We start from the raw sequence: 14,227 nt of genomic DNA, 5'->3' as shown, positions 1-14,227 counted from the left end.
CTTACACTAGGTTTCCCGGGAAAATCGTCTTATGATGATCTGATAGCCAGTCAATAAGTCGGAAACGTTGGGGGATCGCAGTGCAGATGGATGTTGAGTCGATGGACAGCTTCGACCGGTCGATTCTGATCGCCTTGGCCGAGGAAGGGCGCATTTCAGTTACAGAACTGGCCCGACGGATCGGATTGTCAAAGTCTCCGACACAGGCGCGGCTGAAGCGGCTGGAAGAATCGGGCGTGATCCGGGGCTATCGTGCGATCCTTGATCCGATCCGTCTGGGTCTGGACCATGTCGCCTTTGTCGAGGTTCGCATGAGCGACACGCGCGAAGCCGCGCTGGAGGCCTTCAACAAAGCTGTCGCCGCCATTCCCGAAGTCGAAGAAGCGCATCTGATTGCTGGAAATTTCGACTATCTTCTGAAGGTGCGCACCGCTGACATGCGCGCCTATCGCCGGGTTCTGGCGGAAAAACTGTCGACCTTGCCGGGGATCTCGCTGACTTCGACCTATGTGGCGATGCAGGCCGTCAAGGATGACGGTCTCGCGGATGTGACTTGACCGATGCGGCCCGTGCTGCACCCTTGGTCCATGCGTTCACTTGCTCTTGTCCTTTGCCTTTTGGCTCCGCCCGCATTTGCTGATGGCTGTCCAGTCGCGCCCGACCATGAGGCGGCGCTGAACGATCTGCTGGACGATCTCAGGGTCGCGCCGGACCAGATGGAAGCACGGCTGATTTCAAACCAGTTGTGGGCGCTTTGGGCCGACGCGCCGGATGAACCAAGCCAGTCCATGCTGGACGAAGGCATGCGGGCGCGTCAAAGCTTTGACTTCGTGCGCGCCATGGATCGTTTCAATCGGCTGGTGGGCTACTGCCCGTTTTACGCCGAAGGCTACAACCAACGCGCCTTTATCAGTTATCTGCGCGAGGATTATGAAGCTGCTTTGCCCGATCTGGAACAAACACTGAAGATCAACCCGAGGCATGTGGGCGCGCTGGCAGGCAAGGCGCTGACTTTGCTGGCTTTGGGCCGCGATCTTGAGGGGCAGAAGACGCTGCGCGAGGCGCTTGCGCTGAACCCGTGGCTTTCCGAACGCGGTCTGTTGAAACCTCTTCCGGGCGACGAACTCTGACGCTTTACACTGCCGCGCGGCGGGCTATTGTCGCGACGCTGGCCCGCGTGGTGGAATGGTAGACACAGGAGACTTAAAATCTCCAGGCCTTAGTGCCGTGCCGGTTCGAATCCGGCCGCGGGTACCAGCGAGACAATCACAGACAAGACGCCAGCATCGCGGTTATGGCTTTGCCAGAGCCCGACAGGTGCAGGCTGCGGCTCGTTTCTCCGACGCTCAGTCGCAGCGATCCGCCTTTCATAAGCTTGTCGATCAAGAAATGGTCGCGCGGAAGCGGCGTGACGTATTCCGGCGCTCCGCGCTCCGCTGTGTTCGCCCCGCCGACGCGCAGTGGCACTTCATCGTCGATCTGAAAGCCTATCTTGCTTTCGGTCAGTTCGGCCAAATCAAAGGTGTTCAATTGGAACCGCAGGTCGACTTTGCCGGTTCCATGATGACATTCCAGACGCAAAACCGCCGCCCCTGTTTCGCAGCTTTCCAAGGCGGCATAACCCAAGGCCTCGGACCAAGAGGCGCCCATCCAGCCGCCCACCCAGCGGGCGCCGTCCTTGCATGCGCCTGCCACGCGGCTTTCGGGCGGGGTGGCGAAGGGATCGCTGGCCGGGCGGTCCCCAGTGATCTGTTGCGGTGTCAGTTCGGCCAGTTTGGTCTGCGCTGGCAGGGTGTGCCAATTCAAAACCGTGCCGCTGCGCGCCTCGTCCGACCAGATATCATAGCGAATTTCGCTGCTCTGGGGGGTATAGGTGCATCCGGCGTCAGGTCCTTGGTAGGGGGTGTAAAGGCCTGGCAGGGAATAGCTTTCCTCGCGATCGGCGAGGGACATATCGTTGATCCAATGTACCGTATTGGTGCAATGTCGGTTCAGCGCGGGAAGATCGCCCTCTTGCATCACGCTGCCTGCCGCCGCAAACGCTCCCTGTTCGGACAGTGCGATCCCCCAGCGACCCGACTGGTCGACAGTTTCGATCCAAAGGGTGTCCGTGCCTTGCAAGATCTCCTCGACAAGGCCGGGGGGCAGAAGGCCGGAGAACGACAGTTGCACCAGTTGAGCGGCGATCTCTGCTTCGCCAAGCGGATCTGTCCGGGCAATCATGACGGTGGGTTCGAAACCCAGCCGGGCGTTCGCCGCCATCACTGCCCCCGCGTCCCGGCCTGCCATGAACAGCAGCGCGCACCCTGAAAGGCACGGCATGTTGCCGTTCAGATAAGTCCTAAGTCCCAAGTCTTTGATCACATGGGTCAATTCCGACATTGCCGCGAATGTCCCGGTAACGCCATTCAGCGATAGAACCACCCGGCCAGAATCAAGGCTTGCCACGCGCGCGCTGAGGGCCTTGGCGTCGTCTGGCCCGACTTCGCCGGACAGCGACAAATGATGGTCTGCTCGGACGCTTTTGGGCAGGCCTTCCAAAGGCTTCTGGCTGACCTCGGCCGCCAAAGCGGCGCTGGCGCAGCCAAGCCCGAAGGCAAGGCAAAGGGCTTTGAACGGCAAACGGTCTTGGGTCATCAAAGATCACATCCCTGCGGCAGTTCACGCGGCTTGAGGACCGTCAGGCAGATTTGCCTCTAGATGCCAAGACAATGATGGCTGCTTGCCGGACATCCATGCGACCGGGGCTTGCCTCAGCAATAGCGCTCAGGGCCAATCCAGGCATCGTCGGAATAGCGGTCGCCATGCGCCCACCCGACAGGAAGGATGGCGTCTAAGCGGGCCATGTCGTCGGAGCTGAGTGTAGTTTCCGCCCCTTTGACCAATTGCTTGAAATGGCTGACCGAACGTGTGCCGGGGATCGGCAGGATATGATCGCCTTTTGCCAGCAGCCAGGCAATTGCCAGACCGGCGGTCGGAAGGCCCATCTCTGCCGCAAGCGCGCGGAAAGGCTCGGTCAAGGCCAGATTGGTGCCCAGGTTCGGCTGTGTAAAGCGCGGAGCGCTTTTCAGGAAGGGAAGGGAAGGGATCACCTCGGCGGCCAAGGGGGTGTCGGTCAGCAGCGACCGGCAGACCGGCGAAAAGGCCACAAGGGCGGTGCCCAGCTCGGCGCAGGTCTGCACGAGGCCCAGTTCGGGGAACCGTGTGGCAAGCGAATATTCCGATTGCACCGCGGCAACCGGATAGACCGCATGGGCGCGGCGCAGGCTGGAGGGGGCGATTTCGGAAAAGCCGATCTGCTTGCATTTGCCTTTGGCCACAAGACGCGCCATGGTTTCGGCGCCCTCTTCGATAGGGCGCGCGGCCTCGCGGCGGTGAACGTAGTAAAGATCGACGCAATCAATCCCCAGCCGCTTGAGTGAGGCGTCCAGCGCCGCTTCCATGTGTTCGGCCGAGTTGTCAAAGATGCGATTGCCGTCAGCGTCCTTGGTGATCCCGCCCTTGGTGGCGATGTGAAAATGATCGCGGGCCGAGGGATTGGCCTTGAGATAGGCGCCGATGGCGCTTTCGGAGCGGCCCATACCATAAACATTCGATGTGTCGATATGGGTCACGCCCGCCTCGATCGCGGCATCCATGATCGCCCATGAATTTTCCTCGGTCGTGGGGCCGTAGAATTCGGCAAAGGACATGGCGCCAATACCAAGGCAGGACGTTTTCGGGCCATTGGCCCCGATGGTCACTTGTTTCATGAAATCCCCCGTTTCGCCTCGATTGCACTGATAGCGGCGCTGATCGCTGCCTCGATGTCCAGCTTCGAGGTGTCGATGGTCACCGCATCTGCCGCAGGTTTCAAGGGGGCATCGGCGCGGTTCATGTCGCGTGCGTCGCGTTCCCGTACATCGGCCAGAACATCGTCAAAGCGCACGTCCAGACCATTGCCGATCAACTCGCGAAAGCGGCGGTCGGCGCGGACCTCGGCGCTGGCGGTGACAAACAGCTTGGCCTCTGCCTCGGGGCAGATCACGGTGCCGATGTCGCGCCCGTCCAGCACGGCGCCGCCAGAGCGTCGGCCAAATGCTCGCTGAAAATCAACCAGCGCCGCGCGGACCTCGGGGATCACCGCCACTTTGGAGGCTGCCTGCGCGACCTCGGGCGTGCGCAGGCTGTCGTCTTGCAAGTCTTCCGCCACAAGGTTTTCGGCTGCCTCAATCGGCGCAATCCCATCCAGCATCTTGCGCCCCACTGCCCGATACAGCAGCCCGGTGTCGAGATGGGCAAAGCCAAAATGATCGGCCACGGCCCGGCTGATGGTGCCTTTGCCAGCCGCGGCTGGTCCGTCGATTGCGATGGTAAATGCCATGGCGCCTCTCTTTTCGTGTCAGTTTTCCTCGGCTTCATAGACGAACGCGGGCGAGAATGCAGGCCCGCCGCTTTCGCCAGCCTCGGCCACGATGTCCAGCAGGGGCCAGTCGTCATCGTATTCGTCGGGGCTGGCTTCGGCGCTTTCGCGCAGATCTTCGAGCTTTTTCAAGCGCACGTTGCTGTCTTCGAGAACGTCGAGCAGTGTCCGCAGCGCCTCCTCCGGGGTGCCGGGGGCGGCGGCGAGGGTCAATTCGCCATCGTAGGGCTCGCCGCCCTCCATAGAGGGATCATAGACGTCAAGCACCGCGATACTGACGCCGCTGGTGACATCTGCGCCCCATGGCTCAAAGCTGTAGGCCGGGGTGCTGACCGGACCATCCTGCGCCTGCGCGGCCAATTCTGCGACATCGGCGGGAAAGGGGAAGTAATCCGGCAGGTAGTCCGCCAGCGGTCCGGCATGACCGATGCGCAGAAGACGGCAGCTTTGGTCCGCGATCACCTCCAACACCTCGCCCAGTGCCTCGGCAAGGCTGCGGGCGTGGACGACAAACAGCCGGGCATCGCCGCCGTAGGTGCCGCTTTCCGCAACCTGGATCGGGCCGAGTGGATCAAAGAGGTGAAGGCTAATGTAGAACGGGGTCATGGGGCGACCTTTGTGCGGCTGCGGTTCACGATTCCACTGCCGATTGTGTAGGCGGCACTCAGCACGCCGAGAGCAAGTTTGGCCGAGGTGATGTAGGACAGGAACAGAACGGTGGGGTCCTGCATGGCAGCGTCGAGCGCCGGAGCATCGCTGGCTTCTGCGACGATCAGGACCATCCGCAGATCACCGAGATAGTAGAGCAGCAAGGCATTTTCGGCCAGATCGAGCATCGCGAAACAGAGCAGCGCCGCAAGGGCAAGCAGGCGCGGGCGCATGGCCTTGAACAGCCACAGGCAGAACAGCAGGATAAAGACTGGATCGACCCATTGCAGAAACCGCTCGTACAGATCGAAGCGGTCCTGATTATTCGACAGCTCGGCGGCAAAGGTGAACAGATCGCCCGAGGTGAATGCGCCGAAATGCATCTGCGGCAGGAAGTACCCGGTCAGCGGTCCGACAATGCGATAAAGCGTGATCCATTCGATCAGCAGCACGATCAGGGCCAAAGCCCCAATCAGGTGCACCCACGCGTGCCTTGCCGCAGGATCAGTCACGGGAGATACGCGCCCCGAGTTCGCCCATGAGAGTTTCAAAAATCGGGAATGAAGTGGCAATGGGTTGACCGTCGTCCACGGACATCGGCTGTTCGGTGGCAAGCCCCAAGACGAGGAAGGCCATGGCGATGCGGTGGTCGAGATGGCTTTGCGCGGTCACGCCGCCCGGCACGTCGCCGAAACCACGGCCGTGTACGGTCCACCAATCCTCTCCTTCGTCGACGGTGATGCCTGCAGCGCGCAGGCCTAGGGCCATGGCGTCGATGCGGTCGGATTCCTTGACGCGCAGTTCCTTGACGCCCGGCATATGGGTCTTGCCATGGGCAAAGGCGGCGACGACCGACAGAACGGGGTATTCGTCGATCATGCTGGCGGCGCGTTCGGCGGGCACCTCGATGCCCTTGAGGTCAGGAGAGAATTTCGCACGCAGATCGGCGACCGGCTCGCCGCCTTCCTCGCGCATGTTCTCAAAGGTGAGGTCCGCGCCCATGTCCTGCAGGGTAAAGAAAAGGCCCGCGCGGGTCGGGTTGAGGCCGATGTTGGGCACCAGAACGTCGGAGCCTTCGGTGATCAGCGCGGCGCAGACCGGGAAGGCGGCGGAGGAGGGATCGCGCGGAACGATGATCGTTTGCGGCGTGAATTCCGGGCGGCCCTGCAGGGTGATGACGCGGCCTTCGTCACTGTCCTCGGTTGTGATTGTGGCGCCAAAGCCCGCCAGCATACGTTCGGAATGATCGCGCGTGGCTTCGCGCTCTATCACCACGGTTTCGCCCGGTGCGTTGAGACCCGCCAGCAGCACGGCTGACTTCACCTGAGCCGAAGGCACAGGCGTAGCGTAGCGCACGGGCAGGGGGTCTTTCGCGCCGAGAATTGTCATCGGCAAACGCCCGCCCGAGCGGCCATAGGCGCGCGCTCCGAACAGCGCCAGGGGGTCCGTCACTCGCGCCATCGGACGTTTGTTCAGGCTGGCATCGCCGGTAAAGGTGGCGGCAATCGGGGAGGTCGCCATGGCACCCATGATGAGCCGCACGCCGGTGCCGGAGTTGCCGCAGTCGATCACGTTCTCGGGCTCGGCAAAGCCACCGACGCCAACGCCGTGGATGTGCCAAGTTTCGCCGCGCTTCTCGATGTCAGCACCAAAGGCCTGCATCGCCTTGGCGGTGTCCAGCACGTCCTGGCCTTCAAGCAGGCCCGTGACCTTGGTCTCACCGACCGTCATGGCGCCAAGGATCAGGGATCGGTGCGAGATCGACTTGTCGCCGGGAACATGCGCCTCGCCTTTCAGCGGGCCGCTCTTGCGGGATGTCATCGGGATAGGTGTGCCGTGGGCGGACATGTGGCCTCCAATACAGGTTGCCAGCCTGATAGACCGCCGCTGCGTTAGCGTCCAGACTCAGCGCTTGGTCTTGTTCCAAATACTGCTCGGGCGTCGCACCCCGACCGTGCCTAGCCCAGCCGCCGGAAAGTTAGGTAATGCGGCACGCGGCCCTGTCGCAGCGCCTTTTGTTCATAGCGGGTAGACAGCCAATCGCCCCAGGGTTTGCGCCAGTCCTCGGGGCCCTCGGCGAGCCATTCAAAACCCGCTTGCGGCACCTCGATCAAGGCTTGGCGGACATAGTCGGGAATATCCGTGGCGACGCGGAATTCTGCCCCCGGTTTCATCACCCGGGCCAATGGCTCCAGATGCTCTTGCGTCACGAAGCGGCGCTTGTGATGGCGCTTTTTCGGCCAGGGATCGGGATACAGCAGAAACACCTTCTCGACCGAGCTTTCGGGCAGCACGTCGAAAAGATTGCGCACATCGCCGGGATGCACCCGCAGATTGGTGACGCCGGCTTTGCGGATCTTGCCCAAAAGCATGGCCACGACGTTCAGGAACGGCTCGCAGCCGATGATCCCGATCTCGGGGTAGGTCGCGGCTTGATGGACCAGATGTTCGCCGCCGCCAAAGCCGATTTCCAGCCAGACGGGTTTGCCGTCGAACAGGGCCTCCAGATCCAGCGGAATGCGGTCGGGGTTGACGTCCCAATCGACGGAGCCGGGGGACAGGGCCTCCAGATCTTCGTTCAGGTACGCCTCTTGCGCCGGTTTGAGCGTTTTGCCCCGTATGCGGCCATAGAAATTGCGCCAGGGGGCGTTAGGATGTTTGTTCGATGTGGTCATGACGGGGGCGTTTAGCGCCGCCGCCCACAGAACACAATCACCGAGCGGCCCGTCGCCCTTGCTATTCGACCTCGTAGGCGAGAAGCGAGTTGTTCATCATCATTGGAACAATCGCCACCTTGTCGGCCGGGATATAGCCCAGATCGGCGCTGCCCATGTCGAGATCGACCAGCATCTCATGGCTTCCGTCTGGTTTGATCCGCAGCAAGCCGCCGCTAACCCAATCTGTGGCCAGCCAGTTTCCGGCACCGTCCTGTTCCAAACCATCAAGGTTGCCGACACCTTTGCCGGATCCGAGTGCAGAAATGACCTTGCTGTCGAGGTCGATGGACAGCAAGCTGCCGGGAACAAGTGTCGAGAAATCCGCTTGCAGATCGCGACCCCATGTGGCGACGATCAACTGCCCATCGGCGATTTTGAGCCCGTTCGGATGGGCCAGCTCTTCGCCCTTGGCCAAGACGGACAGAGCATCGCCGTCCAACACATAAATCGCCTCGGCAATCATGTCGGAGACATAGATGCGCCCGCTTTCATCGACAGCCGTGTCATTGAGAAAGATTGCCCCCTCGGCATCCCAGCGGTTTGTGATCTCACCGCTGTCGACATCAATGGCGACAAGCTGGTCGATGTCGCTGACATAGAGCGTGCCCCCGGACAGGATCAGCCCCTTGGGAGCGTTCATGCCGGTGACCCATTCCGCCTCGAGCATCTCGCCTGCGGGGGAAATCCTGGAAATATAACCAACGCCGTCCTTTCCGGTCGGGTCTCCGGCGACGTTCGAGACGTAGACGATGCCGCGCTCCGCGTCGAACAAGGCGCTTTCCGGATTGGCAAAACCGCCAAGTTCCCAAAGTTTGGTGGCTCCGCCTTCCGCCTGTGCAACGGGGATGTGTAGAAAACTGGCCGCGATGGCCACGGAGATTCTATAAGAAAATTTCATTGGACCCTCCAATTATTTAATAATCTTTCGACTTTCAGCGCTTTATTGAGCCCGGTCAAATAAATTGACGTAGCGGAAACTTTGTTGCGCAGCGACCGTCCAAATGAAAAAGCCTGCTGCGCGGGGGCAGCAGGCTTTGATTTCAACCACATGGGCGCCGTTGGGCGATGTGTCAGACCGATTTTGTCAGGGCATCGACCAGATCGGTGTTTTCCCAGCTAAAGCCGCCGTCCGCTTCGGGTGGGCGGCCAAAATGGCCATAGGCTGCGGTTCGGCTATAGATCGGCTTGTTCAGGTCCAGATGCGTGCGAATACCGCGCGGCGTCAGGTCCATCACCTTGGGGATCGCAGCTTCGATGGCTTCGGGTGCGACCTGCCCAGTGCCGTGCGTGTCGACATAGATCGACAGTGGCTTGGCAACGCCAATGGCGTAAGACAGCTGCACGGTGCAGCGATCGGCCATGCCAGCCGCCACAACGTTTTTCGCCAGATAACGCGCCGCATAGGCCGCCGAGCGGTCAACCTTGGTCGGATCTTTGCCCGAGAACGCGCCACCGCCGTGGGGGGCGGCCCCGCCATAGGTATCGACGATGATCTTGCGGCCGGTCAGGCCCGCGTCGCCGTCCGGGCCACCGATGACGAAGGTACCGGTCGGGTTGACCCACCATTCGGTCTCGGCGGTGATCCAGCCGTCAGGCAGGACTTCGCGGATATAGGGCTCCACAATCGCGCGGATATCTGCGCTGCTCTGCGCCTCGGAGGCGTGCTGCGTCGACAAAACGATCGAGCTCACGCCCACCGGTTTGCCATTTTCATAGCGCACGGAGATCTGTGATTTTGCGTCCGGGCGCAACAGCGGCTCGGTCCCGTCTTTGCGCACCTCGGCCAGACGGCGCAGGATGGCGTGGGAATACTGAATCGGCGCGGGCATCAGCGCATCGGTTTCGTTGGTGGCATAGCCGAACATGATGCCTTGATCGCCAGCCCCTTCGTCGCCGCGCTCGCCGGTCACGCCCTGTGCGATATGGGCGGATTGTTCGTGCAGCAGGTTGGTGATCTTGCAGGTCTCGTGGTGGAACTTGTCCTGCTCGTAGCCGATGTCCTTGATGCAGGCGCGGGCAATATCAGGGATCGCCGCCATGTATTCGGCAAGCTTGTCCTGATCGGTCAGGCCAACCTCGCCGCCGATGACGACACGGTTGGTTGTTGCAAAGGTTTCACAGGCGACCCGCGCCAAGGAATCTTCGGCAAGAAAGGCGTCAAGAACGGCGTCGGAAATGCGGTCGCAGACTTTGTCGGGGTGGCCTTCGGAAACGGATTCCGAAGTAAAAATGTAATTTTGTCGAGACATTGGAAATTGCTCCATTGGGGTTCTCCGTCACGCCAGGAAGCCGTTGTGACGGGTTTAATGACTATTTGCAGTACGCTTAGCCGACCTTGCGGTCAATGAGCTTTGTTGGATTTGAAGCGGATTAGCCCAAGCGTGGATACAAAGAGTACCAGCAGCGCAGAAAGGTCGCCTGTTCGTGCATATATCGTGAGGCGCAGGGGCAAGGGCAAGGGGGCGTCGATAAAACCCGCCTCTCCCAAGGGGAGGCTGGCGATGATGCGTCCGCCGCCATCAATGACCGCCGAGACGCCGGTATTTGCCGCCCGTAGCAGGGGCAGGCCTTGCTCGATCGCGCGAATGCGCGCCTGCGCCAGATGTTGATAGGGGCCGGACCATTGCCCGAACCAAGCGTCATTGGTGATCTGCAGCAACATGTCAGGGCGGACGGGCGCACGCTGCACGTCTTGTGGAAAGACGGCCTCGTAGCAAATCAACGGCAGGGCAAGGCCAAGAGGTCCAAGATTGATCAGCTGAGGCCCGGGACCAGCGGCGTAGCCGCCTTCAGCCCGTGCGGCGAGGCCGGCGATATTCCAGCGTTTGAACAGCTCGGCGGCGGGCATGTATTCCCCGAACGGCACCAGATGATGCTTGTCATAAACCTGCGCCACATCGCCATAGCCATCCAGAACAGCCAGCGAATTGAAGTAGTTGCCGCTTTCGGCGCGCTGTATCCCCAAGGCGACCGGGCTGCCCTGTGCGGCGTCGCTGATCATCGCCAGCGTCTCTCCGGCGCGATGCAAGAGCACTGGGACCGAGGTTTCCGGCCAGACGATAAGCGCAGGTCGCGGGCTATCCGGTATCTGTGTCGGTGCGGCGGTGTAGGTGACCTGCCGGTCAAAGAACACAGGCACCATCGCCGGGTTCCACTTTTCGTGTTGGGCAGCGTTGGGTTGGATCAGCCGCACGATCGGACGTCCGCTCAGATCCTGTTGAGGAGGCGTCAAAAGCCAGCCGCCGCCGAGGATCGCTGCCAGGACCAGTGCGACCGTAATCGCGCGGATTGCAGAGGGTGTGCAGATCGCCTTGGCGCTGAAGGCGGCCCAGGCCAAGGTCAGTATAGTCAGCCCGTGCGGCCCGATGACCGAGACCCATTGAATGCCTGGACTGGGCGCCCAGACATAGCCGACAAGCCCCCAGGGAAAGCCCGTCAGGACATAGGCGCGCGCCAGTTCGGCGGCGCTCCATGTGACGACCAATGCCGCAAGAGGATGGCGGCGCGACTGCCCCGCGCCCCAAAATGCCAAGGCCCAGAACAGCGCCAAGCCGCCCGCCAGCCCCAACAGACCAAAGGGCGCCATCCAGCCGGTGCTTGCCGCATCGACCAGAAATGGCTCGACGATCCACCCCAGCGACAGGCCGAAATAGCCAAATCCCACGGCCCAGCCGGTGCCCGCGGCCAAGATGCCCTTGGGGGTGTTGAGAAACAGCCAGAAGGCGCCGACACAGCCGACAAGAGCGATTGGCCAAAGGTCAAACGGAGCGGCGCCCAGCCCCATGAGCATGCCAAAGCCGACAGCCAAAGGCAGCCTTGCCCAACGGGGAAAAGGGCGGGACAGGCTTGGCGCCCCGTCGGTCATGTCATGCTCCGCTTCGGTCCTGCGCCTGATCCGTGGGCACGGCGGCCGTTGCGCCGCTGCGAGGTGTGCCGGGCAAACGAACGCGCAGGCGCTTGATCCGGCGCGGGTCTGCATCCACAACCTCAAGGTCAAGACCGGCGGGATGGTGCACGACTTCACCGCGCGCAGGCACGCGGCCCGCAAGCATGAAGACAAGCCCGCCGAGGGTGTCGATCTCTTCTTCGTCGATCTCTTCGTGATCGGTCAGCATCATGCCTAGCTCGGCCTCGAAATCCTCGAGCGGGGTCTTGGCGAGCGCCAGATAACAGCCCGAGTTTTCACGCGTCCAGAACTGGCCTTCGTCGGTGTCGTGTTCGTCCTCGATCTCTCCGATGACCTGTTCGATCAGGTCCTCGATGGTCACAAGGCCATCGACTCCGCCATATTCGTCGATCACCAGCGCCATGTGACGCCGTTCGGTCTGCATCTTGGTCAGCAAGATGCCAATCGGCATCGACGGCGGAACGAACAGCAGCGGCCGCACCATTCGCTTGAGGTTAAAGCGCTGCCCGGTCCCGTTGAACCCGTGTTGAAGCGCGAAGTCCTTGAGGTGAGCCATGCCAACCGGGTTGTCGAGCGTGCCTTCATATACCGGAAGACGTGTCAGCCCAGTGTCACGGAAAACCTGCGCCAGATCGTCCTTGGTGATCGTATTGGGGACCGCAACGATTTCCGCCTTGGGGATGGCCACGTCTTCGACACGCATCCGGCGGAGGTTGATCATCCCGTGTCGGGGGGCTTCGGATGACAACATCGCACTGCCATTTCTGGCGGGCATGTCTTGTTGGTCGCCACCCACCCAGTCAATCAGCCGCCGAAATAACCCGGGGCCCTCACTGGCACTCTGTTCTGTCACTCCCGTCTTATGCGCGCCCTGCGCTGCATTAGACGAGTCGTCGTTGTCGCCCATTGTTCCTGTTCCGGTTAGAGGCCCTGAGGCCCGTCAAGTTCTCTATATGGGTCGGGAAGCCCCAGTTTGCCAAGTATTTCAACTTCGATGCCCTCCATCAACGTGGCATCCGCGTCACTTATGTGGTCATAGCCCAACAAATGTAACACGGCGTGAACGATCAGATGAGTGACATGCGCCTGAAATGGCTTGCCCTGTTCCTGCGCTTCGCGTTCGCAGGTCTGATAGGCAATGGCAATGTCGCCCAGCTCTTCCATCTCGGGAAGCAGCGGTTTCCCGCCCGGTTCTTCGGCTGAAAGATCCTCAGACGGCCAGCTGAGCACATTGGTTGGCTGGGGTTTGTCACGAAAATCGGCATTGAGCGCGGCAATGCGGGCGTCATCACAGCCCAGAACAGCGATTTCAAAGGCCTCGTCAATGTCGAGATGTGCCAGCACCGCTGTTGCGGCGGTTTCAGCCAGCGCTTCCAGCCCGGCGGCCTGCCAGCGCTCGTCTTCGATGATCGTGTCGGTCAGCATGACATCTGTCCCGAGGCTCGGCCCCCGGACCCCCGGAAAATTTAATGAGTGAAAGAGCTCAAGGCTTAGCCCTATCCCATATCTTTGTCGTAGGCCTCAATGATCGCGGCGACAAGCGGGTGGCGCACGACATCCTTGGCGGTGAAATAGTTAAATGAAATCTTGGGTATATGCGCCAGAAGACGTTCAGCATCCGCAAGCCCCGAAGGCATGCCGCGCGGCAGGTCGACCTGGGTGCGGTCGCCGGTGATCACCATGCGAGAGCCTTCGCCAAGCCGGGTCAGGAACATCTTCATCTGCATCGAGGTGGCGTTCTGCGCCTCGTCCAGAACGACGAAGGCATTGGACAGCGTGCGCCCGCGCATAAAGGCCAGGGGCGCAATTTCCACGGTCTTTTCCTCGAACATCTTGGCCAATTGCTTGCCCGGCATAAAGTCGTTCAGCGCGTCATAAAGCGGCTGCATGTAGGGATCGACCTTGTCCTTCATGTCGCCCGGCAGGTAGCCCAGCTTTTCGCCAGCCTCGACGGCGGGGCGCGAGAGGATGATCTTGTCGACAAGCCCGTTGATCAACATGTTCACGCCGACCGCAACCGCCAGATAGGTCTTGCCGGTGCCCGCCGGACCAATGCCAAAGGCCATTTCATGTTCGAACAGCGCCCGGACATAGGCCTTTTGCGCATCGGTGCGTGGTTCGACCAGCTTTTTGCGGGTCTTGATTTCCACCGCCCCGCCCGAGAACATTTCGAGCTGAGCATCAGGGCCGGTGTCTTCGCCCATGCGGAACTGACGGTCGATCTCGCCGTGGCTGACCTCTCGGCCTTGTTCAAGGCGTTCGTAGAGAGCGCGCAGCACCTCTGTCGCCTCGGCCTGAGCTTCGTGGGCGCCATGGATGGCCAGCTGATTGCCCCGTCTCAGGATTTGCACGCCGGTCCGGGTCTCGATTTCGGTCAGGTTGCGGTCATATTCGCCGCAAAGATCGATCAGCAGACGGTTGTCCGGGAATTCAAGAATGGCTTCGGTCAGGGTGCCTGTGGTCACGCATGTCTCCTGCGCAGAGGTTTCAACATATGGTGCCAAGACAGCCCACCTGACGCAAGCAGTGATAGGCAATTGTCACAGGATTGAA

General features: G+C 61.2%; 15 protein-coding genes, 1 tRNA gene and 1 riboswitch. Of the genes, 3 read left to right on the top strand and 13 right to left on the bottom strand.

Annotated features, from left to right (window positions below):
- Positions 1 to 86: 86 nt before the first annotated feature.
- From ACOYQJ_RS12860 to ACOYQJ_RS12850, 3 genes are all read left to right on the top strand, one after another.
- Entirely contained in the window at positions 87 to 557 is a 471-nt protein-coding gene (locus tag ACOYQJ_RS12860; protein ID WP_422906424.1) for an Lrp/AsnC family transcriptional regulator, read from the top strand.
- Positions 558 to 587: 30 nt separating this feature from the next.
- Complete coding sequence (locus ACOYQJ_RS12855) at positions 588 to 1,130, top strand: tetratricopeptide repeat protein (protein ID WP_422906423.1); 543 nt, start codon at positions 588 to 590, stop codon at positions 1,128 to 1,130.
- A 41-nt stretch (positions 1,131 to 1,171) separates the two neighbouring features.
- Positions 1,172 to 1,257 (top strand) — tRNA-Leu (locus tag ACOYQJ_RS12850).
- 9 nt (positions 1,258 to 1,266) lie between these two features.
- Here ACOYQJ_RS12850 and ACOYQJ_RS12845 read toward each other — a convergent pair.
- The 13 genes from ACOYQJ_RS12845 to ACOYQJ_RS12785 all read right to left on the bottom strand — a co-directional run bounded on the left by ACOYQJ_RS12845 (position 1,267) and on the right by ACOYQJ_RS12785 (position 14,139).
- Positions 1,267 to 2,637 carry a hypothetical protein gene (locus ACOYQJ_RS12845; protein WP_422906422.1) on the bottom strand — a complete coding sequence of 457 codons (1,371 nt, stop codon included), beginning with the start codon at positions 2,635 to 2,637 and terminating at the stop codon, positions 1,267 to 1,269.
- Positions 2,638 to 2,753: 116 nt separating this feature from the next.
- Complete coding sequence (locus ACOYQJ_RS12840; RefSeq protein ID WP_422906421.1) at positions 2,754 to 3,752, bottom strand: aldo/keto reductase; 999 nt, start codon at positions 3,750 to 3,752, stop codon at positions 2,754 to 2,756.
- Positions 3,749 to 4,363, bottom strand: a complete 615-nt coding sequence (locus ACOYQJ_RS12835; RefSeq protein WP_422906420.1) for a (d)CMP kinase — start codon at positions 4,361 to 4,363, stop codon at positions 3,749 to 3,751. The genes ACOYQJ_RS12840 and ACOYQJ_RS12835 overlap by 4 nt, the downstream gene beginning before the upstream one ends.
- 18 nt (positions 4,364 to 4,381) lie before the next feature.
- Positions 4,382 to 5,008, bottom strand: a complete 627-nt coding sequence (locus ACOYQJ_RS12830; protein WP_422906419.1) for a hypothetical protein — start codon at positions 5,006 to 5,008, stop codon at positions 4,382 to 4,384.
- A complete protein-coding gene (locus tag ACOYQJ_RS12825) occupies positions 5,005 to 5,562 on the bottom strand; it encodes a hypothetical protein (RefSeq protein ID WP_422906418.1) in 558 nt (185 codons plus the stop codon). The genes ACOYQJ_RS12830 and ACOYQJ_RS12825 overlap by 4 nt, the downstream gene beginning before the upstream one ends.
- Entirely contained in the window at positions 5,555 to 6,898 is a 1,344-nt protein-coding gene (gene aroA / locus ACOYQJ_RS12820; RefSeq protein WP_422906417.1) for a 3-phosphoshikimate 1-carboxyvinyltransferase, read from the bottom strand. The genes ACOYQJ_RS12825 and aroA overlap by 8 nt, the downstream gene beginning before the upstream one ends.
- Positions 6,899 to 7,008: 110 nt before the next feature.
- Positions 7,009 to 7,725: a tRNA (guanosine(46)-N7)-methyltransferase TrmB gene (gene trmB, locus ACOYQJ_RS12815; RefSeq protein ID WP_422906416.1), complete on the bottom strand. Its 717-nt coding sequence runs from the start codon at positions 7,723 to 7,725 to the stop codon at positions 7,009 to 7,011.
- A 61-nt stretch (positions 7,726 to 7,786) separates the two neighbouring features.
- Complete coding sequence (locus tag ACOYQJ_RS12810; protein ID WP_422906415.1) at positions 7,787 to 8,665, bottom strand: SMP-30/gluconolactonase/LRE family protein; 879 nt, start codon at positions 8,663 to 8,665, stop codon at positions 7,787 to 7,789.
- 172 nt (positions 8,666 to 8,837) lie between these two features.
- Positions 8,838 to 10,016: a methionine adenosyltransferase gene (metK, locus tag ACOYQJ_RS12805; protein WP_422906414.1), complete on the bottom strand. Its 1,179-nt coding sequence runs from the start codon at positions 10,014 to 10,016 to the stop codon at positions 8,838 to 8,840.
- A 7-nt stretch (positions 10,017 to 10,023) separates the two neighbouring features.
- Positions 10,024 to 10,071: riboswitch (SAM-SAH riboswitch) on the bottom strand.
- Positions 10,072 to 10,108: 37 nt separating this feature from the next.
- Positions 10,109 to 11,632: an apolipoprotein N-acyltransferase gene (gene lnt, locus ACOYQJ_RS12800; RefSeq protein WP_422906413.1), complete on the bottom strand. Its 1,524-nt coding sequence runs from the start codon at positions 11,630 to 11,632 to the stop codon at positions 10,109 to 10,111.
- A gap of 1 nt (position 11,633) precedes the next feature.
- Entirely contained in the window at positions 11,634 to 12,581 is a 948-nt protein-coding gene (locus tag ACOYQJ_RS12795; RefSeq protein ID WP_422906412.1) for a hemolysin family protein, read from the bottom strand.
- Between the two features lie 14 nt (positions 12,582 to 12,595).
- On the bottom strand, positions 12,596 to 13,099 hold the full coding sequence (gene ybeY, locus ACOYQJ_RS12790) for an rRNA maturation RNase YbeY (RefSeq protein WP_422906411.1): 504 nt from the start codon (positions 13,097 to 13,099) through the stop codon (positions 12,596 to 12,598).
- Between the two features lie 71 nt (positions 13,100 to 13,170).
- Positions 13,171 to 14,139 (bottom strand): PhoH family protein, encoded by a 969-nt coding sequence (locus ACOYQJ_RS12785; RefSeq protein WP_422906410.1) that lies wholly within the window; start codon positions 14,137 to 14,139, stop codon positions 13,171 to 13,173.
- Positions 14,140 to 14,227: the final 88 nt, after the last annotated feature.

This window comes from Pacificoceanicola algae (assembly GCF_049341065.1).
Lineage (GTDB): Bacteria > Pseudomonadota > Alphaproteobacteria > Rhodobacterales > Rhodobacteraceae > Pacificoceanicola.
Note: the sequence above shows the minus strand (reverse complement) of the source record. Positions and strands in the feature narration are given on the sequence as shown.

Excerpts from the sequence above, each read along its gene's own strand:
- ACOYQJ_RS12860 (WP_422906424.1), top strand. The coding sequence starts at position 87 with ATGGATGTTGAGTCGATGGACAGCTTCGACCGGTCGATTCTGATCGCC.
- ACOYQJ_RS12855 (WP_422906423.1), top strand. The coding sequence starts at position 588 with ATGCGTTCACTTGCTCTTGTCCTTTGCCTTTTGGCTCCGCCCGCATTT.
- ACOYQJ_RS12845 (WP_422906422.1), bottom strand. The coding sequence starts at position 2,637 with ATGACCCAAGACCGTTTGCCGTTCAAAGCCCTTTGCCTTGCCTTCGGG.
- ACOYQJ_RS12840 (WP_422906421.1), bottom strand. The coding sequence starts at position 3,752 with ATGAAACAAGTGACCATCGGGGCCAATGGCCCGAAAACGTCCTGCCTT.
- ACOYQJ_RS12835 (WP_422906420.1), bottom strand. The coding sequence starts at position 4,363 with ATGGCATTTACCATCGCAATCGACGGACCAGCCGCGGCTGGCAAAGGC.
- ACOYQJ_RS12830 (WP_422906419.1), bottom strand. The coding sequence starts at position 5,008 with ATGACCCCGTTCTACATTAGCCTTCACCTCTTTGATCCACTCGGCCCG.
- aroA (WP_422906417.1), bottom strand. The coding sequence starts at position 6,898 with ATGTCCGCCCACGGCACACCTATCCCGATGACATCCCGCAAGAGCGGC.
- trmB (WP_422906416.1), bottom strand. The coding sequence starts at position 7,725 with ATGACCACATCGAACAAACATCCTAACGCCCCCTGGCGCAATTTCTAT.
- ACOYQJ_RS12810 (WP_422906415.1), bottom strand. The coding sequence starts at position 8,665 with ATGAAATTTTCTTATAGAATCTCCGTGGCCATCGCGGCCAGTTTTCTA.
- metK (WP_422906414.1), bottom strand. The coding sequence starts at position 10,016 with ATGTCTCGACAAAATTACATTTTTACTTCGGAATCCGTTTCCGAAGGC.
- lnt (WP_422906413.1), bottom strand. The coding sequence starts at position 11,632 with ATGACCGACGGGGCGCCAAGCCTGTCCCGCCCTTTTCCCCGTTGGGCA.
- ACOYQJ_RS12795 (WP_422906412.1), bottom strand. The coding sequence starts at position 12,581 with ATGGGCGACAACGACGACTCGTCTAATGCAGCGCAGGGCGCGCATAAG.
- ybeY (WP_422906411.1), bottom strand. The coding sequence starts at position 13,099 with ATGCTGACCGACACGATCATCGAAGACGAGCGCTGGCAGGCCGCCGGG.